The organism is Bacillus sp. BACIII, assembly GCF_057836745.1.
On record NZ_CM174437.1, the window covers coordinates 1,188,472 to 1,208,955 of the forward strand.

Sequence of the window (20,484 nt, forward strand, 5' to 3'; positions counted from 1 at the left end):
TCCTTTAATCAAACGACACAAGAAAGACAGCTGTCCTGCCCGGTATCTTTCGTTCTTGCATAGTAAATGGTTTTGATGCCTCTATGGTGGGCATACAGATCAATACGGTTCAGATCACGAGTTGTCATCGTATCTTTCAAAAACAGGGTAAAGCTGATTCCCTGATCGATATGCTGCTGGATTGTCGCGATCATATCCACTACTTTGAACATGTCCATATCATAAGCTTCTTTGTAGAAGAACCAGTTATTAGACGCTAACCCCGGCATCGGGTAATACGTTTTGGAGTTTCCGTATGTTCTTTCCTCAATCCGTTCCATAATCGGCATAACGGAGGCCGTGCTGGATTGGACGTAGGAAATGGAGCCTGTCGGCGCGATGCACAGTCTGTAGCTGTGGTACATGCCGTTTTCAGCGACAAACGCCTTCAGCTCTTTCCAGTCTTCGATTGTCGGGATGTGCATGCCTTCAAAGAGCGCAGCGATTTTTTCGTATGCCGGCGAGAATTCTTTTTCAATATATTTATTGAAATATTCTCCCGTTGCATAAGTGGAGCCTTCATAATGCTCAAACGTTTCGCCTTTTTCTTTTGCAAGCTCAGCTGAACGCTGGATGGAATAAAAGTTCACCATCATAAAGAACGTATTCGCGAAATCTCTTGCTTCCGGGCTTTCGTAAGCAATGCCGTTTTGGGCAAGGTAGCCGTGCAGGTTCATCGCACCTAGACCGATCGACTTCATCGCTTTGTTTGCGCGTCTGACTGCCGGCGCGTTGCGGATATCCGTCGTCTCGGACACATGAGTCAGGGAATCCGTCGCGAGTTTCACCGTGCGCTCAATCGATTTATGTTTCATGACATTTAAAATATTTAAAGAACCAAGGTTGCAGGAAATGTCCAGGCCGATTTCGTCTTCCTCGTCATAATCTGTGTAAGCTGAAACCTGTGACGCCTGAAGCACCTCAGAGCAAAGGTTCGAGAATTTTACTTTTGATACGTGGTTATTCGCGTGCTCTTTGTTTACGTTATCCTGGAACATAATGTACGGATAGCCTGACTCAGAACGGAGAACGGCAAGCTTTTCAAGCAATTTGCGCGCATTCACTTTTTCTTTTTTGACGCGCGGGTTGTCGACAAGCTCCTCATACATCGCCGTCATGTCCATTTCGTCCATATGCTGGCCGTATTCTTTATAAATCGTATGAGGATAAAAGACATAAGCGGCTTTATCCTCACGCGCAAGCTCGACAAACTTGTCCGGAATCACGACGCCGATAGAAAGGGTTTTAACGCGGACATCTTCATCAGCCGAGATTTTTTTCGTATCAAGAAAATCATTAATATCCCGGTGGAAGATGTTCAGGTATGCCGCGCCTGAGCCTTGTCTCTGCCCCATTTGGTCAGCGTAGCGGAACGCATTATCAAGAAGCTTCATCACGCCTACGACGCCTTTTGTGGCGTTTTCCACATCTTTAATCGCTTCACCTTTCGCACGGAGCTTAGACAGGTTAAGAGAAACCCCGCCGCCCAGTTTAGAAAGCTGCATGGAGATGTCGATCGCTCTGGAGATGTCGTTTAAGGAATCATTGACTTCCAAAAGGAAACAGCTGACAAGCTCTCCGCGTCGTTTGCGGCCCGCATTTAAGAATGTCGGCGTGCTCGGCTGATATTCCTGGTTGATCATCAGATTCACATATTCTTTCGCTTTCTCAGTGTCGCCGTTTGCGAAGAACAGCGCAACAATTGAGATCCGGTCCTCGTAACGCTCGAGGATTCTTTTTTTGTCATTCGTTTTCAAAGCATAGTCATTATAGAATTTAAACGCACTCATGAAGGAAGGAAAACGAAACTTCTTTGCGTAAGCTGTCTTAAACACTTCTTTAATGTCTTCAAAAGAATACAGGCTTAAGAATTCTTCTTCGTAGTATTGGTTTTCAATTAAATAATCCAGCTTCTCTTTCAAATCGTGAAAGTAAACTGTGTTTTGGTTGATATAGTCAACAAAATAGCTATGTACAGCCTCTTTATCTTTATCAAACTGGAATTTCCCATCTTGTTGGATCATAATTTCGTTATTTAACTGAATCCATTTTGGCACTTGGTTTTGTGACAACTTTTTCTACCTCCTGAGTAAACAATTCAACGTCTTTCGCTGTGCCGCTGAGTTCAAATTTGTGCAAGATCGGCACCTGATATTGTCTTGAAATGGTATCGGCGCTTTTTGCAAAGTTATCGCCCCATACTTTGTTGCCGCTCGCAGCGACTCCTAATAAGAGATGGGCGTATTTTTCGAGAAATGATTGTGTTGATGCCGGTACCTGGCCAAAGTTTGTCGTGTAGGTGACCAAAACAAACGGAGTGTCCACGTGGTCCATTTCATCCACCTTGCGGATCAGCTGAAAGTCTGTTTTATTCACAAAACGCTGAACATTCCCTGTCTTTGAATCAAATATGATTTGAACCATCCTTATCACGACCTATCAAAAATAATGAATCTCTTAACACTATATATAGTATACTAACCTCTCAGAAAAACACAACATATTGAGATCGATTTATAAAAAGTTCATATTTTTGAAAGAGCGGACCTTGGTTCTGCCCCGATTAACGCCCAAAAAAGAGAGCAGAACGAGAATCATCTCTCATCCTACTCAAGGTGTCATGTGTAAGCCGATGTCTATCATAACATGAAAAAAAACTGCTTAGTAGTCTAGACTTTTATTCTTATTTTTTGTAAGAATCACATTTTTTTTCGCTTTCAACGGTCTCTTCTATTTCCGCATCAGCGCCGATTTCTTTCAGCACAGCTTTCAGAGCGCTTGTGATGGAAGCCTCTCTGAGCAGTTCTTTGCCGTCAACAATGATGCTGGTTCCATATTCATAGCAGGAATCATCTTCACAGGTTTCTTCCCAATGGTTGATTATCACCTTGTGTTTCAATCGTCTCACCCTCTGCATGATCAATGTCAGTAACTAGTGTAGCTTGTGCGGCCCGCTTTGTAAATTCGAAAGCTTGTGAAATTTATTCAAGCTCATCTAACATCGTTTCTTTTTTCAGTTTGACTTTATTCGTTTTTTCGTCGTAACGATATATTTTTAAATAACCGTCTTCGACGACGCCGAAATGGTTATGCTCCAGCTGCACCGTGTCTTCTGTCTGCGCTTCGGCATCCGTCAAGCCGCCGTCATCATCCGTCACCACCGTTTCATGATTGCTGCATGCTCCAAACAGCAAAAAAACAGCGATCCAGACGAGCGTTATCCTGATTCTTCTCAGTTCATTCTCACTTTCGAACATCGTTTTCCAAGCCCCCTTTTATGTTGCCGATATAAAGCCGGCAATATACAGATGCGCATAGAAAAAGACCATTGTTCATGGTCTTTGGCAAAAGTTTATTCAAGCTCAAGCTGAACGTTTTTTTGCGGGGCGAACGTGGAGATGGCATGTTTATAAATAAGCTGCTGCTTCCCCTCCGTTTCGAGTAAGACGGTAAAGTTGTCAAAGCCTTTTACCTGGCCGCGAAGCTGAAAGCCGTTGAGTAAAAATACCGTGACGAACGTATTGTCTTTTCGGATTTGATTCAAAAACTGATCCTGAATATTAATCGGTTTCATGTTTCGTCCTCCTTGGTTCTCAATACAATACTGTTTCGATTAAATTTCCAGTTTTCCTGCTATACACTCGAAAATTTCCTTTTTTTTCTGTTCAAGATCAACAGGCGGCGTCATATCGGTCCATGAAACGGACATTTTATTGCGAAACCAGGTCAGCTGGCGTTTCGCATAACGTCTTGAATTTTGTTTTAATTGCTCCACGGCCTGAGAAAGCGGCACTTTTCCATCAAGATATTCATACAGCTCTTTATAGCCGATCGCCTGAATCGATTGGCTGTCCCGGATATTCATATCATACAGCCGCTTGACTTCCTCAAGAAGGCCGGCTTCCATCATCAGGTCAACCCGCTCGTTAATCCGGCCGTACAGCACTTCTCTGTCCATTGTAAGACCGATGAGCACCGCATTGTAAAGCAGCTCCCGTTTTTGGGTTTTAAGATGTTCTGACATTGTTTTGCCCGATATGTGCAGAATTTCGAGCGCGCGGATGACTCTTCGCGTATTGTTTTGATGAATGGCTGCCGCTGCTTCCGGATCGGCCGCCGCAAGTTTGGCATGAAGAGCCTCAGCCCCTTCCTCGGCAGCCAGTTTCTCCATGCGCTCTCGGAACACAGGATCACCGGAGTGTTCCGTAAACGTATAATCATACAGCACAGACTGGATGTACAGACCCGTCCCTCCGACAATCATCGGGAGCTTTCCTCTGGCGGCAATCTCACTGATTTTTTCTCTCACCATTTTTTGATAATCGGCCGTTGAAAAAGTGTCGGACGGCTCCAAAATATCAATCAGGTGATGCGGCACGCCTTCTGTCTCTTCTTCGGTGACTTTGGCCGTTCCGATGTCCATCCCTTTATATACCTGCATGGAATCTCCGCTGATGATTTCCGCATTCAGCATTTTTGCGAGTCCGATGCTCAGTTTTGTTTTTCCGACTGCCGTCGGTCCGACGAGTATGACGACAGGCTGTTTTTTATTTTTCAATATGTATCACTCTCTTTTATAAATCTCCCCCTAATTATAGCATTCATTGCTCCATGCACCTATCCATTTTGCCCTTTTTCCTGAGCGCTAAACGTCAATTACCACCCGATCGGCTCGTTGCCGACAACCTCTTTCGTTTTTCCCTTGAGCGTGTGGCGGTGCGTTTTCCGGCCTTCCTCCCGCGGATCGTAAACGACGCCGCCGTACTGGATCTGAATCGGCTCATTGTAGGCGGCAAAGGTGGTCTCTGAAAGCTCATGGTAATGCGTTCCGTCAGCCCTCGGAATGGCAGGGCCGGAAATACCGTAATATCTGTGGAAATGCCCGTTTTCAAATGAGGTGATGCCCGTATAGAAATGTGTATGCTGATCTGTATTGCTGCCGTTCTCAGGCTGTGAGAAGCCTTCGATCAAATGGTAATGCCCCTGCACAATATCCGTTACAGCCCGGTAAGCGTGTGTGTGCGGAGGTTTTTTTGACCAATCGGACTGATACAGGCCCACAAAAGCTCACTCCTTTATTTTTTTGATAAACGCCCAATCAAAAATTGGTGGGCTGAATACTCTGTTATCATCTAAAATTTATTCTTGGAGGTACCTTAATTATGAATGAAGAATACGCATACGCAGCAGATAGTGATATGAGACAGTTTGGCCGGCCTGGATTTGGGTTTGGCCGGCCGGGATTCGGGTTCGGACGTCCCGGATTTGGCTTTGGATTCGGACGGCCGGGTTTTGGGTTTGGCCGGCCTTGGTTTGGCCGCCCTTGGTTTGGCGGGTTCGGACGTCCGTTTGGATTTTTCGGCGGTCCGTTTGCCGGAGGGCTTGTCGGGGGTCTGGTCGGAAGCGCCTTATTAAATCCGTATTTGTACGGAGGTTACGGCTACCCTTACTATCCGTACGGAGGTTATCCGTATTACTACTAAGACAATCAAAAAGGGCTCCTTTCAGGGGCCTTTTTATATAGGCCGAATGTCTTGACTTGCCGGGTAAAGTTCGGATATTATTTTATTTTACTGCCTTAAACAAAAGGCATGAAGATGATGATGAGAGGGGGATTGGATATGATTCTGGGTTATATCTTCCTCACAATTGCTATTTTATCAGAGTCAATGGGTGCGGCCATGCTGAAGGTCTCCCGCGGATTTACGCGGTTTGTGCCGAGCGCGCTTGTAGTGGCTGGCTATTCATTGGCCTTTTATATGCTTTCACTGACACTGAATCTTATTCCGCTCAGCTTATCCTACGCTACATGGAGCGGGGCCGGAACGGTGCTTGCGTCCATTATCGGAGCGAAGTGGTTCCAGGAAAAACTGGACAAGCAGGCCGTCATCGGACTCTTTTTCTTATTGGCCGGTGTCATTTTGATGAATTGGTAGAAAGGAGAGGCATGCTGATGAAAGGATTACTTTGCTTGGCATTAGCCATTGTATCAGAAGTGTTCGGGAGCACGATGCTGAAGCTGTCGGACGGTTTTACGCACCTGTGGCCCGCTCTCGGCGTCATTGCCGGAATCGGAGCCTCTTTTATGTTTTTGAGCTTTTCATTGAAAAGCCTTGATTTATCCACCGCATACGCGACATGGTCAGGTGTCGGCACAGCTTTAACTGCAATCGTCGGCTTTATTGTTTTTAAGGAAGCCATGACGATCAAAATGATGATCGGTCTTGTGTTGGTCATCACAGGCGTCATCCTGCTGAACCGTTCCAAATCTCAAAAAACGAAAAAAAATCAAACGGCCCGGAGCTGACCGTTTGAATTCGTCATGCGCGGGCGGCTTTTACTTCAACCTCAAGCTCCATCTCCACGTTTCCCTGAACCGCTCGTGAAATCATACACGACGATTCCGCTTTTTGCGCTAACTTCCTGGCCAGTGCAAAATCCGTTTCGTTTGCATCCGGCTTTAATAATATAAACGGGCGGTGAATGATTTTTTGATACGTGAACACACCGTTTGTTACATCTACAATTCCTTCAGATTCCATATGTAAATCTTCTTTATCCAGACCGCTTCTTTCCATCATTGCCGCAAGCGTTATAATATAACAGGTCGCGGCCGCTCCAAGCAGCATCTCATCAGGATTTGTGCCTTCTCCCGGACCGTCCATTTCCTTAGGAATGGACACAGCCGTTTCCAGCCGGCCGCTTTTAATATCGCCGACGTCATTCCGATTTCCGGGCCAATTTGCTTTTAAATAAAAATGATGTTTTGCCAAGGGACCATCCTCCTTTTTTTCAAGTTTACTCATCTTTCACTGGTTTGTCTTATGATAAGCTCATGAATACTCTTGATTGATCACTCTTTTTATCGTACGGACAAACCGGTAAAATTCGTCTGTTTTTGTGAATTCTCTTTCACGGTAGTCGAAATTATCAAAAAACGCTTCCCGCTGTTCTCTGCTGATCTCAAGCTGTATGCTCAGACCTGTTTGCGCCTGATTATTGATATTTTCTGTGTCAACCCCGGCCAGACCGGTTTTTGAGGTTGCCAATTCTGCAGGAAATCCATTTCGTTTGAAAGCTCTCACCAATTTTTCCGCCCGCTTCCGGTCGCTTCCTCCGACAAGGGTATTTTTCTCGTCGCCTTTATAACCGTGAACTGCGATCACATAATGGTGCTGCTTAATGCTTTCGACTGCTAAAGGCTCATCGAACTTGGTGCTCGTAATATGAAGAGTCTGGTTATCATGCGCTTTTAATCCCTCAAACAGGTAGGTTGAATAATCATCTCTGAAAGAGCGGACGATCTCGCTCACCCCGCCCTCAATTCTCCCTCCGTGCGGCGACATGATCAATACAGGGCTCCCCTTTCGCTTATTGTACGATATATGATAATCGTCGGGGTCTTCATGTTCAGCCAGATCTTTAAAATCTGTGTATGTATCTGAAGAATTCGAGGGATCAGGGTCTGACGCATAATGAGCGCATCTTATTAGTAAGACCATTGCTACGATAATGATGACATTAAGTATAATTCTTTTCATCAGCTCTCCTTCTTTGCTCCTTTCTGAAAAATGAGATATTCATTATTTGGATTTTTGTCAATAGGTCTTATCTTAACATTCTATTAACATTATCATCAGTGAAAAACTTCCCGGTTTCGAAAAATCAATTGATGGTCACGGTTCAAGCGCTCAAATGCCGGGCATCAGTGAAAAAAGGTTGAGAGAGGCAAAAAAAAAAGGGAGGAATGCCCGAATTTTCAGGGGCGGGAGATTCACAGCCGGAAACAGACGGCATCAAGAATATGCTTTTAAAAATGAATATCCGTCTCCCGAAGCAAATGCGCAGGACAGAATGGAGCCCGTCAAAAAAGTTCTCATCTGCCTTTTTGTACAGCAAAATGCCGTTACAGCCCGCTCATCCCCTTTTTTAATAATAATGGTCCGTTTTGAAATGGAGCCGTCTTTTTTCATATATATAATATCAATCGGAAGCTGCTTTTCCAAGGAATGTCTCAATATCATGTTCATGTATATACCTCCTTCTGTCGGTTTCATTATAAGCGAACAAATGTTCTTTTTCAAATGAAAAAGCCGCAAGTAACCAGCTCTCTGAAAGGACAAACAAACGGACCGAATATACTGCCTGTTCATATGGTATAGAGAGAATCGCCAGAATGGGAGGAAAAGTATATATGTTTGGTTACTCAATGGTACAAATGGTTCGGTCAAATGCTCATAAGCTGGACGGGCCGCTCAGAGAAAACGTATTACAGTTATATAAACCTTTCAAATGGACGCCTTGCTTTCTCCATCGTTTTTTCGAAAAAAAGGTGAAAAACAGAAAGAAAATGTCAGTCATCATTGAATTCGAGGAAGGCTGCCATGAATCCGGGTTTCACAGCACAGGCCAGGTCCTGTCAAATGAGAAACGCTGCACGATCAAAAAGCAGTTTCACACAATCAATTGCTGCAGCGCTGAAGTCACCCCGGCCGCCCTTCACATGCTTCTTTCTCAATGCCGGGATATCCGTAAAGTCTATTTAAACCGGGAAGTAAAAGCACTTCTCGATACGGCAGCCGAATCATCCCATGCAAAAGAAGTGACTCGAAACGGCACCGTATTAACAGGAAAAGGCGTAACCGTTGCCGTCATTGATACCGGAATCTATCAGCACCCCGATTTAAAAGGAAGAATTACCGGATTTGCAGACTTTGTGAACCAAAGGACGGAACCGTATGATGACAACGGACACGGCACCCATTGCGCCGGTGATATCGCGAGCAGCGGCGCGTCGTCTTCCGGAAAATATCAGGGACCCGCGCCGGAAGCCAATCTGATCGGTGTCAAAGTTTTAAACAAAACCGGATCTGGAACCTTGGCTGATATCATTGAAGGTGTGGAATGGTGCATACAATATAATAAAAAACACACTGACAATCCGATCCGGATCATCAGCATGTCACTGGGCGGAGAAGCGCTCAGATATGACAAAGAAACGGACGATCCGCTGGTCAAGGCCGTTGAAGAAGCATGGAACGCAGGAATCGTCGTCTGCGTCGCCGCGGGCAATTCCGGCCCGGAAGCTCAAACGATTTCAAGCCCCGGCGTCAGTGAGAAGGTCATCACGGTAGGCGCCTATGATGACAATGATACGGCCGCGAATGAAGACGATACGGCTGCTTCTTTCTCAAGCCGCGGCCCGACGGTGTACGGAAAAGAAAAGCCTGATATTCTCGCGCCCGGAGTCGATATCGTGTCCCTTCGTTCACCTCGTTCATACCTTGATAAATTACAAAAATCAAATCGTGTAGGGTCGTTGTATTTCAGTCTGTCGGGCACGTCGATGGCTACTCCGATCTGTGCAGGCATTGCTGCTTTAATCCTTCAGCAGAACCCGCAGCTTACGCCTGACGAAGTGAAAACACTGATCAAGGAAAGTCCGGATAAATGGACAAATGAAGATCCGAACATTTACGGAGCGGGCGCAGTGAACGCCGAAAACGCCGTGCCGAGAGAATAACTTTTATATGATGAGTAAACGGGGTCGTCTGCACCGGAAGATGACCCCGTTTTTAGTAAACAATTATAATGAAGAAACTAGTAACTCTTTAAAACCGGCTGTCAGAAAAAAAGATCAAGCGGAGCAGTGTATTTCTAAAAAAATAGGGAATAAGTATGGTGTAGATAAAAGGAGGAATAACAATGGCACTTACAAACACCGAACTGTCTGAATGGCTGCAAAAGCAGATCGGACAAACGCTTGATATCAGAAAAGGAGAGCTGACAGACAGCCGGAACGAGATTTCTGATATGGACCAGATCATGCTTCACCTTGATGATGTTCTCGTCCGCCGGACAAATCATCCCGATGACTATGTAGCTGACGAAGAACTCGTCCTAAAAGGACACGGCACAACCTATACGGAGGAAGGAAATGTCCCGCTCCCTCAAGATGCGTATGAAATCCCTTTGCTCGGCGAGATTACCATCCAAAAAGAGCAAGACGGATTAAAGGTACATACAGATCGGGCCGTTTATACAATCGGGACCCGAAAAGAGCAATAAAACGAAAAAAACGCCGTGAATCAGCGGCGTTTTTTTATTGGTTTTTTTCTTCCGAGTAACCGTGGAACATTGTAAATGCGCAAAGCATAATGCCTAAAATAATGATAATCGGGAGCCAGATCACGGCAAATTTATAATCCGGTTCGGCAAATGCGCCGATAACCGCCCCAAAGCAATACAGCACCAAGGCAAGCGCGCGCAATACCGCATCTCTTGTAAACTGCTTCCGCTTGTCCGCTTTGTAAAGCCTTGCGGTGAGATCTTCAAAAAAATTAGCAAGCGTTCCCGTTAATACAGTCGTCGAAATCCCGGCTACTCCAAGTTTTCTCGCGGCTGTTGTCTGCATTCCCATTGCGAAGCTGAGCAGCATAATCAGCACATAAACAGAAATGGATTCTGCAAAAAAGCAGGAGAACAGAGCAAACAAAAGTAAAACAGCCCCTTCAATGATCAATGCGGCAGTGACCGCAGGAGGCCAGAATGATTTCTTTTTATTGCCGACAAGCCAAGCCGCGGCCATAACGCCTGCAATAAATCCGATTAACGAGGTTAAAGATTTGAGTACGGCAAGATGCCATGAGTTGCCGATCGCCATGCCGAACAGAACGATGTTCCCCGTCATGTTGGCGGTAAAGACGTGTCCTAAACTTAAATAACCGATCACATCCACAATTCCCGCAGTTAAACAAAGAAGCAAAAGTGCAATATTTCGGTATGTAGTCACCGTCAATGTGATCCAATCCTTTCTCATGCTGAGTCCAACATATAAGTTTACTCTTCGTCATTTCATATGTCCAGCCGGTACGCCGCCTTTTCAAAGCATAAAAAAACTCCGGCGCGCCGGAGAAGATTACTGAACGATAAATAATACTTTCGTGCCGTCGGAATACCTGCTCATTTGATTTCCAACCCATGAGCCGGCCCCGCGATTGTCCGAAGGGGTTACATATCTGATATCAGCTCCAGCCCCGCCTTCTGTACAGACTGCCATCGGCCATTCATCACGGTCAAACCCGGGCTTTGTCGGAATTCCTTTCAATGATTCTTTCCTTCTATCCTCAGCTCCGCCGCGATCGATTGTACAAATGTCAGAGTGCCCTGCCGAAATGGCGTCTTTTATATGATTTCCCGTCTCCGGATATTTTAACAGCGGGAAATAAAGCACCTGATCGTATCTGGACGCGGCTCGGGCAGTATTCTCCGAATGAGTGCCGGCGCTCATAAAGCTGAACTGAAGAGAGATCACCAAAAGCAGACTTGCCGCCCATTTCATAAACGCAGTCATTCACAGCCTCCTTAAGAAGTTGATATGAAGCGTAAATATGTATATTAGCCGGATTCGGCACACATGATGAATTGGTAAAAAAAGTTTGCTGTTTTGTTGATAATCAACGAAAATGACGGCTTTACGGTTTCTCTATTGAACAAGCTTCTGATTCCCTATATATTTTAGACATACTTATGCGCCGTTGTAATCAGTGTCTTCAGCGGATAAAAGGAGGAATGCCGACCGGCAGTTTGTTATGTCTTAAGTCTTTCTTAAAAACATGAAGGCGGGGAAATCAAGATGGAAAAAATAATGTTTCATCCACACTCATCCGAGTTTCACGAGAACCCTTTTGCGGTTTTAAGCACTTTCAGAGAGCAGGACCCCATACATAAATTCGAACTGCAGCGTTTCGGGGGCACCTTTCCGGCTTGGCTCATCACGCGTTATGATGATTGTATGGCGTTTCTAAAGGACAGCAGAATGACGAGAGATGTAAAACGGGTCATGCCGAAGGAGCTGATCGCAAAGCTGAATGTCAGTGAAGATATAGATTTTGTATCAGAGCATATGCTGGCAAAGGACCCGCCGGCTCATTCACGCCTGCGGTCTTTGGTGCATCAGGGGTTCACTCCCCGGATGATTGAGCAGCTTCGCACCGGGATAGAACGGATTACAGAAGAGCTGCTGGATGAAATGGAAACAAAAACAGATCCTGATATCATGAGAGATTTCGCCGCTCCGCTTCCGTTTATCGTCATTTCAGAGCTGCTCGGAATTCCGAAAGAGGACCGCGCCTCATTTCAGGTGTGGACAAACGCGATGGTCGACACGTCAGAAAGCGGACGAGAAGCGACCAATCAGGCGCTAAAAGAGTTTAAACAATATATGAAAACACTGATCGAAGAAAAAAGAATACATCCGGGTGAAGACTTGACGAGCAAGCTGATTTACGCAGAAGAGGACGGCCAAAAGCTGAGTGAATCAGAGCTGTATTCCATGCTGTTTTTGTTAGTCGTTGCCGGACTTGAAACAACGGTTAACCTTCTCGGCTCCGGCACACTGGCGCTTCTTTTGCACAAAGACCAGCTGGAGAAGATAAAGCGGCAGCCTGAAACTATCCAGACGGCGGTCGAAGAGCTTTTGCGTTATACCTCTCCCGTCATCATGATGGCGAATCGATGGGCGATTGAAGATTTCACCTATAAAGATGTTTCCATTAAAAAAGGCGATATGATATTTATCGGCATCGGTTCAGCCAATCGGGACCCGGAATATTTCGATGATCCTGATACATTAAATACAGCGAGAACACCGAACCGTCATATCTCTTTCGGCTTCGGCATTCATTTCTGTCTCGGAGCTCCGCTCGCCCGGATGGAAGCATCCATTGCCTTTACAGCGCTTGTAAAACGGTTTCCGAATATAGAGCTGAAGGGAGCGCCTGAGGATTTATCATGGAGAAAGAATGTGTTTTTAAGAGGGCTTGAAGCACTGCCTGTCAGATTATAATATCCGCCCCCATATTGGGGGTTTTTAAATATCTTATTAACAGGAAACAACAAATCAACATGAAAATTTAGTACATAGTAAATTTAGTTCTCATTAGTCAAAAAGAGCTGCCGGATTGCTCCGGCAGCTCTTTCTATATTACCGTTTTACCAACTCATTTGTTTCGTCCAGCTTTTTTCTGAAAGAATTAAGGAAATTGGCGCTTATCGTTCCTTTATTTGCGTACAGTTTTTCACAGAATGCCTTAATGGCGTTTTGCGGTTTTGATTCCGACAGCATTGTAACATGATTAGAAGACTGAACATCCAGCAGGTGAAATTGTTTTATCTGCCGTTCCCATTCTTCCCAATACGCCTCATGGTCTAACAGATTTTGTTCTTCCTCTGCTGTCAGATAACGTTCAAGATCTCCGAGGAACAAGCCGCTTTTATTACGGAAATAGTAGCACTGCAGCGTTTCCGGATGCGGCAGCGGCTTCATATCATACTCTTCCATTCCGTAAGCGAGCTGCGTCTTCATCAGTTGCTCCAGCTGCATCCGGATCGCTTCTTCCGGTTTTGGCAGTCCGCGCTCTTTGGCAAGGCTGATCAATTCATTCAATACAGCCTCTTCCCCAGCCTGCACGTTAATGTCTTCCCTGCTGATTAATGCGTCTTCAGGATTTTCAGGCTTGAGATATGCCGTAAGCATCGTATTGATCGTTTGCAGCATGACTGACTTGACAGATGGTTTTCTTTCTTTCCATTTTTCACTGTACGGGGTATCAATCATGACGGCGCTTTTCACCGTATGACCTTCCTCCTGCAAAAGGCGAGCCGTTTCATATGCGAGCATTCCGCCCAAGGAATATCCGCCGAGGTCATAAGGGCCTTTCGGCTGTACCGCTTGAATGATTCCCGCATAAGAAGCGGCCATCTCTCCGATTCCTTGCAGCGGATCTTTCCCTGTCAAACCTCTTGCCTGAATGCCGTAAAAAGGACGCTGGCTTTTTTTGGCGAATGGCTGATACGCTTCGACGCCTCCCGTTCCTCCATGAAACCAGAAAACAGGACGTCCTGTTTCTCTTTCATTCAGCTTGACGAGTTCGGGAAATTTCCCTTCCCCATCCTGCGATTGGTTCGTTTTTAACAGCAAGCTGAGCTCCTTAAGAGTGCCGCAGTTCTGAAGAGCTTCCAGACTTACTCGGCAGTCTGTGTCTTCAAGTTTTTTCAGAAGCTGAATACAGGACATTGAATCGAAGCCGTATTCAGTCAGCGGCTTATTTGGGTCCAGTTCCGCTGCGTCCATTCCTAAAATGTCAGCCGCTATGTCAGCCGCGCCCCCGCGGCGGAACTGTTGATTCTCTAGAATCGGTTCAAGGCTGTTGTCTTCTGTCTGACTGCCGTTCCAATACTTATGTTTTTCAAAAGGATATGTCGGAAGCGGCACTCTTTGAACAGATTTGCCTTGATGGAGTCTGTCCCACGGTATATCCGCACCTTTTACCCAGCAAAATGACAGCTTTTCCAGATTGTTTTCAGCCAAAAGCGCCTCCGTGACGACTGTACCGAGCGTCCCTTCCAGTAAAATGCCGATGTCTCCTGCTCCAGTCTGCTGACTGCCGGTAAAGAAGCTTTTCACTCCATTGCTTTCTCCGCAAAACTCTCTGTAGTCTCTCAGCTTTTCCAACAGTTCATCTTGATTGCGGGCAACGAATGCCAGGCGGCAATTCATCGCCTCGCGGCCGGTCTGGAGCGTATAAGCAATATCCCGCAGTGACGGAGTATGTTCAGCTTGTATGAAATCGGCCAGCTGACCTGCGGCCGCCTTAAGCCGGCCTTCGCTCTTAGCAGACATCACGATAAGCTGCGGTTCATGCACAGATTCTTTGTCTTTAGGGCTCGGGCTGTACTGTTCCAAAACGACATGCGCATTCATGCCGCCGAATCCATAGCTGTTAATCGCGGCCCTGCGCGGAATCGGACTGCCTGTACGGTCGGTAAGCTGTGTCCATTCTTGATTGTCTTCAGTGAATCGGAAACGGCTTTGCTGATTGGTCATTTGCTCATTTGCGGCAGTGAAACCGGGAATCCCCGGGATGGTATGATGTTTCATGGCCATCGCCACTTTTATAAGGGCGGCCAGTCCGGAAGCGAGTTCGCCATGACCGATGCAAGGTTTCACGGTGCTGATGTAACAAGGCGCGCTTTCCTCCTCATTCGCAGACCCGCCGTAACCCGCTTGGATTGCATTGAACTCAAGCGCATCTGCCATTTCGGAGGCGATGCCGTGCGCTTCAATGTATGTGACGGTTTGCGGGTCAACATCGGTGTTTTCGTACGCTTTTTTCATCGCAGCCTTCATCCCCGCGGGATTCGGCGCGTGAAGCGACATGCCTTTACCGCCATGAGACACCCCGGTTCCTTTAATGACCATGTGAATATGATCGCCGTCTTCAATTGCCGCCTCAAGCGGTTTGATGATGATAACGCCCGCACCTTCACTTCTGACAAAGCCATCGGCATCTTTTTGGAAAGATTTCGCCCGGCCGTTTTTGCTTAAATATCCCATTGCGTCAAAACCGATAAAGCCCTTCGGCGACTGCAGAATATTGGCGGCGCCCACGACAGCCTGCTCACATTCGTTATGACGGATTGATTGAACCGCCCTGTGCAAAGCCACCAAGGTTGACGTGCAGGCCGCCTCGTAATATTCACTCGGTCCTTGTAAATTCAAGGCATATGATATCCTGTTCGGAATGATGGACGGAATGGCTGTTCCATTGTTCGGGTCGCTATTGCCCGCGGCAACGAAAACGCCAGTCGGTCTGCTTGATAACGTCTTACTCGTCAGGCCCGCATCCTCCATTGCCTTCCATGTATGCATCAAAAGCAGAAACTGCTCCGGCCCCATTTGTGAAGCCTCTTTAGGAGAAATTCCGAAAAAGAGCGGATCAAATTCTCCGACGCCGTCAATAAAACCGCCCCATCTGAGACTTGTGTCATCCTCATTATCGGCATAACGGCGCCAGTCCCAGCGGTTCGCCGGAATTTCTGAAATACAGTGATCTCCATTTACGATGTGCTCCCAAAAAGACTGGATATCCGGAGATTGCGGAAACTGAGCTGACATACCGATAATGGCGATTCCTTGCTTGACATCGGCGTTATCACAAGGCGTATGCTGTTTCTTCGGTAAAGTGCGCTCTTCTGTTTCCGTGACCCTAGCCTCTTCTGAATGCTTATGATCGGCAAGCAATTGAGAAAACTTACACTCATATGCTGACGCGAAGTGGCGGGTCAGCTCTTCTGCTGTCGGGTACTCGAAAAACAATGTCGGATTCACATCGATTTCTGCCTCTTGACCGATCTCTTTTGTCAGTCCGATCAGGCTCGCTGAATCAAGCCCCAATTCCATAATATTTACATCAGAACGCAGGGATGGCACAGGTTCACTCATCATCTTGGCAAGCTTGCCAAGGACATAGCTGCGGATATGATCTGTCAGACTGCCGGCAGAAACCAGATCCCCCGGGCTTTTAACAGCCGTTCGGGCCGGCTGATTGATCTGTTTGGCTTCCAGACGGAACCGTTTCAGGGCATAGCCTTCATAACACATCACCACTTGAGATCGGCTGCTGATGACATCTGCGTTAAACAGGATCATTTCCCCTGTTTGTTTGGCCAGCTTGATGTGCAGCCAGCAATCATCGAGATCTGCCGGGCTGCTGAAGGTGACGGCATTAATGCCGAACGGCAGATAGCTTTCCGCCTCCGTATGGTCCAATAAAGAAAGCGCGGCCAAGTAAGCACTGTTGGCGATTAACGGATTTATGGCGTAATGATGCGCTTGTTGTGAGTCGCTATTGTTCAGGTTCAGCTTTGCTAACACCGCATCAGTGCCTTTGTACAGGCGGGTGATCGTTTTAAATTCTTCTCCCCACACGACAGTTCCCATTCCGTCTCCGTATAACTCATCTATCCGGGCCACTTCCCGGTAAGAGCGCTGAATGGCCGCCAGATCCGCGTGCTGCTTTTGAAACGGATACGGGCTGCACTCGGCATACGCCGCTATGCTCCAATCAGGAGACGTGAGGCTGCGGTGCATTATGCTCAGTTCAAATCCATCCCCGTTTTGTTTCGATTCTGTTTTCAGCTCGATGCGATCGCCTTTTTTTACGGTAATGGGATTGACGTAATTCAGTTTTTTAATTTGTCCTCCTTCCGCTTCAGGAAAGAGATGATAAAACTGCTCGGCTGCCAGGCTTTTGTATGTAGCACCGACGAGGACAGGTTCTCCGCTAAATTGATGCCCCTGCACATATGGATCATCAGCACTGTATATCACCTGAACGCCGGCAGCGTTTTCTGATTCACCGAACTGAAAAGAAGTCCGGCGGTCAAAAGCATAAGCAGGCAGATGAACGGCGTGTTTTTGCTGCAACTGATCAAATGCGATATTCTCTCCTTTTTCCCATTGCCGCGCCCGGTGGCCGACAGCAGAATCGGAGCGGCTCCGCCCCGGCTGATCCGCGCGGTAAGAAGCCAGCTCGTTCAGCAGTTCCTGTACGGAAGAAGCCGTAAATGCCGCCCGATACTCCGAATGATGCGTTCTTTTTTGCAGAGCGGATGCAATGGCGGTCGGATGAAGAGACGGCGTTTTTTCTAAAAAAGCCGCCAGCCTGTCAAGATAGGCTTCAAAACTCCATTTCGTTTTCGCTGACACGGGGAAAATATATTCTTCATTGCCTTGACGGGCATGATCGGAATTCGGACTGATATATTCTTCTACGATCAGGTTTGCATATGCCCCGCCTGCCCCGAAGGAATTGATCATGCTTCTCCGCGGGATGATGTCTCCCGTCTCGGCATCCTTCAGACGCTCCCAATACTCGGTTTTCTCCTGCAGATAAAAGGCCGTTTCTTCAAGCGAGATATTCGGATTTTGCGGTTTTGCGTTAATCGTCGGAACTAACGTTTCCCGCTCCATTTGCAGCAGCACTTTCGCCAGTTGGGACATACCGGAAGCCGCCTCTAAATGGCCGAGATTTGACTTGACGGATCCAAGCGCGCAAAAACGTTTTTTATCGGTATATTGCGAGAACGCGTTTGTCAGGGCAATGACCTCAATCGGATCTCCCAATACAGAGCCGTTTGCCGCTGATTCGACATAACTGATTGTTTCCGGGTTGATTCCGGCTTTGCCGATGGAAGCCGTCATGAGCTTCGCCTGCTGTTTCGGATCCGGAGCCGTGTACATCTGCCTTCCGCCGCTATGGCACATTGCGCTGCTTTTAATGACGCCGTAAATATGATCGCTGTCGGCAACCGCTTTGGAGAGCGGCTTCAATAGCACTGCCCCGACCCCTTCTCCCGGCATCAGGCCTGTGCCGGTTCCAAAGCTTTTACTTTCACTTCCCTGTTCAAGCAAATTCGCCCGTTCAAGCGCATCATATTTAGACGGTTCAAGCGTGAGATTGACCCCTCCGGCAATCGCCATGGAACAGCTGTTAAGCTTCAGGCTCTCACAGGCGAGATGGATGGCGCTCAGTGAGCTGGAGCATGCGGTCGTAACGCCCATGCTCGGACCCGTTAAATTGAAAAAGTGAGAAATGCGGTTAGCGATATGCCAATCCCCTCCGTTAGAGCTGAGCGCGGCTTTTTCCAATGACGGGATATTCCAAAAATATTGATTGTACATACTGCCCATAAATACACCGATGCCGCTGTCTGATTCCTGCCATTTGTTTAATCTTTCTAACGAGTAGCCGCCGTTTTCAAATGTTTCCCATACGGTTTCAAGGCTTAACCGGAGCTCAGGCGTCATCTCCATCACATGGTCTTCCTTAACGTCAAACAAGTGATGGTCAAAAGCGTCAATATGCTGCAGAAATCCGCCGTACCTTGTTTTGCGATCTTCTTTTCGTGTTTCTTTTGCCATTGTTTTCAGAAGACCGGACTTCCATCTGTTTTCCGGGGCTTCTGAAATACAGCTGTCTCCGGCTTTTAAATGCTCCCACAGCTCATCGAGGGTTTCAGACTCAGGGTAGCGGCCGCTGATGCCGATAATGGCAATGTCGTCACGATCAGAGCGATCAGCGGCGGCGGTTTCTTTTTCTGGCTTTGGCGCGTCCGGCTCTTTTGGTTCAGTGATAAATCGCCGCGTTTCCGTGACGAGCGGCACCGGTTCCGCCATTACAGGTTCCGGCCGCTCCGTTTCAGGAGGCGCTTCTTCAGCTCCAAATGCCTGTTGAAGCTTATCCGGGTAAGTTTCCAGCAAATACTCGGCAAGTTCTTTCGTATTCGTGTGTTCAAATAAGACCGTTTTCGGCAGCTCGCCCGTCAATGTTTCCAGTTCACGGATGAAATTCACCTGCAAAATGGAGTCGATGCCGTATTTTTCAAAGCTCGTTTCCGGCTGAATGCGCTCGGGAGCAAGCTTTATCGACTTGGCTAACGTTTCTTTTATGAATTGCACGGTCCGGTCTGTCACTGAGAAAGCCGGTTCTGTGAAATCAGCCGGCTCTTTGGAAGCCGCAGTTTCTTCAGCTGCCTGCGCGTCCGGCTGTTTTTGCCTGATGACGCCGTCGCTTTCTGCCGCCACGATCTGCTGGCCGAGCTGATGTGACGGTTCCGCCATAAATGTAACGTACCGATATCCCTCGCTTTCCAGCACGGACTGCCACGCTTCAGGATACAGCCCCGGGCACCCGGGAATACGCAGTTCGGCGTCTTCATACAGCCACCAGCCTTCTAAAAGACCGAATGTCAGGTGAGAATAAACCGAATGGCTGCTGATCTCATTTAATAGCAAAATCCCATTCTTTTTAAGCACCGCTTTGGCATTGCGAAGCGTCTGCCGAATATTTTTTGTCGCGTGAATCACATTTGCCGCAATCACCGCGTCATATGCGCCCGCCTCTACACCCTGCAAAGCCGGGGGCTCCTCCACGTTAAAGCGCTTATAAGTCAAATAAGGATTGTCGGGGCCGTATTCTTTTTCAGCATGCATGAAAAAGGCCTTTGACAGATCGGTATAACAATATTCTTTTACATGATGTTTGTACTCTTTTAATCTTTTGAAAACGGCCGCGCTTGTCCCGCCCGTCCCCGCTCCGATCTCTAGTATCCGGATTTCTGCGTTCGGGTCTTCTTTCAGGCGTTCATCAATGAACGCCGTCAATGTGTCAGCGAGCACTTCATTAAAGTAGTCTGCCGTTTCATTGTTTTTATAAATTCCTTCTACCAATTCCATTGAGGAATCAGGAAACAGAACATCAGTGGCAGAAACTCTGCCGGATAAAATATCCGGCAAAGCTCTGAGGGCTGTCTCCACTAAAGTGATCATCGCCTGTTTACTGCTGTCCTTGAGTAAAGGAGCTTTCTTTTCATCCCATTCTTTCCACAGCACGTCCGCACGCTCTATCGGACCTGTTAACACATACGTACTGCCTGACTGTTTCAAAAAGCCTTTTTGCACCAAGATGGAGATGCTTTCTTCCAGCCACCTGCCGTAAAACCCCTGCAATACAGGCTTTGTCTCGTTTTCTGTAAAGAATCCGACAGATTTCAGCTGGCCTGCCAATAGTTTGTAAAGAAGATCTTCAGTGTTTTGCAAAG

Annotated in this window: 19 protein-coding genes; 6 read left to right on the forward strand and 13 right to left on the reverse strand. The window is 47.1% G+C overall.

From position 1 onward, the window contains the following. Positions 1-8: 8 nt before the first annotated feature. The 7 genes from nrdE to ACXN9U_RS05895 all read right to left on the reverse strand — a co-directional run bounded on the left by nrdE (position 9) and on the right by ACXN9U_RS05895 (position 5,100). Positions 9-2,111 carry a class 1b ribonucleoside-diphosphate reductase subunit alpha gene (gene nrdE / locus ACXN9U_RS05865; RefSeq protein ID WP_007611605.1) on the reverse strand — a complete coding sequence of 701 codons (2,103 nt, stop codon included), beginning with the start codon at positions 2,109-2,111 and terminating at the stop codon, positions 9-11. Beyond that, positions 2,071-2,463, reverse strand: a complete 393-nt coding sequence (gene nrdI / locus ACXN9U_RS05870; protein WP_016936022.1) for a class Ib ribonucleoside-diphosphate reductase assembly flavoprotein NrdI — start codon at positions 2,461-2,463, stop codon at positions 2,071-2,073. The genes nrdE and nrdI overlap by 41 nt, the downstream gene beginning before the upstream one ends. A 259-nt stretch (positions 2,464-2,722) precedes the next feature. After that, a complete protein-coding gene (locus ACXN9U_RS05875; protein WP_016936023.1) occupies positions 2,723-2,938 on the reverse strand; it encodes a hypothetical protein in 216 nt (71 codons plus the stop codon). Between the two features lie 82 nt (positions 2,939-3,020). Further along, positions 3,021-3,296: a YmzC family protein gene (locus tag ACXN9U_RS05880; protein ID WP_489202304.1), complete on the reverse strand. Its 276-nt coding sequence runs from the start codon at positions 3,294-3,296 to the stop codon at positions 3,021-3,023. A 95-nt stretch (positions 3,297-3,391) separates the two neighbouring features. Beyond that, on the reverse strand, positions 3,392-3,613 hold the full coding sequence (gene hfq, locus ACXN9U_RS05885) for an RNA chaperone Hfq (protein ID WP_003154064.1): 222 nt from the start codon (positions 3,611-3,613) through the stop codon (positions 3,392-3,394). A gap of 39 nt (positions 3,614-3,652) precedes the next feature. Continuing rightward, positions 3,653-4,597, reverse strand: a complete 945-nt coding sequence (gene miaA, locus ACXN9U_RS05890; protein ID WP_489202305.1) for a tRNA (adenosine(37)-N6)-dimethylallyltransferase MiaA — start codon at positions 4,595-4,597, stop codon at positions 3,653-3,655. 98 nt (positions 4,598-4,695) lie between these two features. Beyond that, entirely contained in the window at positions 4,696-5,100 is a 405-nt protein-coding gene (locus ACXN9U_RS05895) for a YmaF family protein (RefSeq protein WP_064778946.1), read from the reverse strand. A 101-nt stretch (positions 5,101-5,201) separates the two neighbouring features. Between ACXN9U_RS05895 and ACXN9U_RS05900 the strand changes: the two genes are divergently transcribed. The 3 genes from ACXN9U_RS05900 to erbB all read left to right on the forward strand — a co-directional run bounded on the left by ACXN9U_RS05900 (position 5,202) and on the right by erbB (position 6,346). Continuing rightward, positions 5,202-5,522 carry a hypothetical protein gene (locus tag ACXN9U_RS05900; RefSeq protein ID WP_489202306.1) on the forward strand — a complete coding sequence of 107 codons (321 nt, stop codon included), beginning with the start codon at positions 5,202-5,204 and terminating at the stop codon, positions 5,520-5,522. Between the two features lie 138 nt (positions 5,523-5,660). Beyond that, positions 5,661-5,975 (forward strand): SMR family multidrug efflux transporter EbrA, encoded by a 315-nt coding sequence (erbA, locus tag ACXN9U_RS05905; protein ID WP_016936028.1) that lies wholly within the window; start codon positions 5,661-5,663, stop codon positions 5,973-5,975. Between the two features lie 17 nt (positions 5,976-5,992). Beyond that, a complete protein-coding gene (gene erbB / locus ACXN9U_RS05910) occupies positions 5,993-6,346 on the forward strand; it encodes an SMR family multidrug efflux transporter EbrB (protein ID WP_016936029.1) in 354 nt (117 codons plus the stop codon). A 13-nt stretch (positions 6,347-6,359) separates the two neighbouring features. Here the strand turns inward: erbB and ACXN9U_RS05915 are convergent, their stop codons facing one another. The 3 genes from ACXN9U_RS05915 to ACXN9U_RS05925 form a co-directional block, all read right to left on the reverse strand. Next, positions 6,360-6,812, reverse strand: a complete 453-nt coding sequence (locus ACXN9U_RS05915) for an OsmC family protein (protein WP_016936030.1) — start codon at positions 6,810-6,812, stop codon at positions 6,360-6,362. A 60-nt stretch (positions 6,813-6,872) separates the two neighbouring features. Beyond that, the gene (locus tag ACXN9U_RS05920) at positions 6,873-7,580 is read right to left on the reverse strand and encodes a poly-gamma-glutamate hydrolase family protein (protein ID WP_489202307.1); all 708 of its coding nucleotides are present in this window, start codon (positions 7,578-7,580) and stop codon (positions 6,873-6,875) included. Positions 7,581-7,835: 255 nt separating this feature from the next. Then, on the reverse strand, positions 7,836-8,069 hold the full coding sequence (locus ACXN9U_RS05925) for a hypothetical protein (RefSeq protein WP_060962730.1): 234 nt from the start codon (positions 8,067-8,069) through the stop codon (positions 7,836-7,838). Positions 8,070-8,233: 164 nt separating this feature from the next. Between ACXN9U_RS05925 and aprX the strand changes: the two genes are divergently transcribed. Next, positions 8,234-9,562: a serine protease AprX gene (gene aprX / locus ACXN9U_RS05930; RefSeq protein WP_489202308.1), complete on the forward strand. Its 1,329-nt coding sequence runs from the start codon at positions 8,234-8,236 to the stop codon at positions 9,560-9,562. Positions 9,563-9,744: 182 nt separating this feature from the next. Next, a complete protein-coding gene (gene ymzB, locus ACXN9U_RS05935; protein WP_016936035.1) occupies positions 9,745-10,107 on the forward strand; it encodes a protein YmzB in 363 nt (120 codons plus the stop codon). A 34-nt stretch (positions 10,108-10,141) separates the two neighbouring features. Here ymzB and ACXN9U_RS05940 read toward each other — a convergent pair whose 3' ends face one another. Together ACXN9U_RS05940 and ACXN9U_RS05945 are read right to left on the reverse strand one after the other, a co-directional pair. Next, positions 10,142-10,858 carry a YoaK family protein gene (locus ACXN9U_RS05940; protein WP_489202309.1) on the reverse strand — a complete coding sequence of 239 codons (717 nt, stop codon included), beginning with the start codon at positions 10,856-10,858 and terminating at the stop codon, positions 10,142-10,144. Positions 10,859-10,957: 99 nt separating this feature from the next. Next, positions 10,958-11,329: a NucA/NucB deoxyribonuclease domain-containing protein gene (locus ACXN9U_RS05945; RefSeq protein WP_231937532.1), complete on the reverse strand. Its 372-nt coding sequence runs from the start codon at positions 11,327-11,329 to the stop codon at positions 10,958-10,960. A gap of 345 nt (positions 11,330-11,674) precedes the next feature. Between ACXN9U_RS05945 and ACXN9U_RS05950 the strand changes: the two genes are divergently transcribed. After that, positions 11,675-12,886 carry a cytochrome P450 family protein gene (locus tag ACXN9U_RS05950; RefSeq protein WP_489202310.1) on the forward strand — a complete coding sequence of 404 codons (1,212 nt, stop codon included), beginning with the start codon at positions 11,675-11,677 and terminating at the stop codon, positions 12,884-12,886. A 138-nt stretch (positions 12,887-13,024) separates the two neighbouring features. On the opposite strand, the gene ACXN9U_RS05955 is transcribed toward ACXN9U_RS05950, so the two are convergent. Beyond that, positions 13,025-20,482, reverse strand: a complete 7,458-nt coding sequence (locus ACXN9U_RS05955) for a beta-ketoacyl synthase N-terminal-like domain-containing protein (RefSeq protein WP_489202311.1) — start codon at positions 20,480-20,482, stop codon at positions 13,025-13,027. Positions 20,483-20,484 lie beyond the last annotated feature (2 nt).

What these genes read in the sequence shown, in the direction of transcription:
- nrdI (WP_016936022.1), bottom strand. Translation starts at nt 2,463, where the DNA reads ATGGTTCAAATCATATTTGATTCAAAGACAGGGAATGTTCAGCGTTTT.
- ACXN9U_RS05880 (WP_489202304.1), bottom strand. Translation starts at nt 3,296, where the DNA reads ATGTTCGAAAGTGAGAATGAACTGAGAAGAATCAGGATAACGCTCGTC.
- hfq (WP_003154064.1), bottom strand. Translation starts at nt 3,613, where the DNA reads ATGAAACCGATTAATATTCAGGATCAGTTTTTGAATCAAATCCGAAAA.
- ACXN9U_RS05900 (WP_489202306.1), top strand. Translation starts at nt 5,202, where the DNA reads ATGAATGAAGAATACGCATACGCAGCAGATAGTGATATGAGACAGTTT.
- erbA (WP_016936028.1), top strand. Translation starts at nt 5,661, where the DNA reads ATGATTCTGGGTTATATCTTCCTCACAATTGCTATTTTATCAGAGTCA.
- erbB (WP_016936029.1), top strand. Translation starts at nt 5,993, where the DNA reads ATGAAAGGATTACTTTGCTTGGCATTAGCCATTGTATCAGAAGTGTTC.
- ACXN9U_RS05920 (WP_489202307.1), bottom strand. Translation starts at nt 7,580, where the DNA reads ATGAAAAGAATTATACTTAATGTCATCATTATCGTAGCAATGGTCTTA.
- ACXN9U_RS05925 (WP_060962730.1), bottom strand. Translation starts at nt 8,069, where the DNA reads ATGAACATGATATTGAGACATTCCTTGGAAAAGCAGCTTCCGATTGAT.
- aprX (WP_489202308.1), top strand. Translation starts at nt 8,234, where the DNA reads ATGTTTGGTTACTCAATGGTACAAATGGTTCGGTCAAATGCTCATAAG.
- ymzB (WP_016936035.1), top strand. Translation starts at nt 9,745, where the DNA reads ATGGCACTTACAAACACCGAACTGTCTGAATGGCTGCAAAAGCAGATC.
- ACXN9U_RS05940 (WP_489202309.1), bottom strand. Translation starts at nt 10,858, where the DNA reads ATGAGAAAGGATTGGATCACATTGACGGTGACTACATACCGAAATATT.
- ACXN9U_RS05945 (WP_231937532.1), bottom strand. Translation starts at nt 11,329, where the DNA reads ATGAGCGCCGGCACTCATTCGGAGAATACTGCCCGAGCCGCGTCCAGA.
- ACXN9U_RS05950 (WP_489202310.1), top strand. Translation starts at nt 11,675, where the DNA reads ATGGAAAAAATAATGTTTCATCCACACTCATCCGAGTTTCACGAGAAC.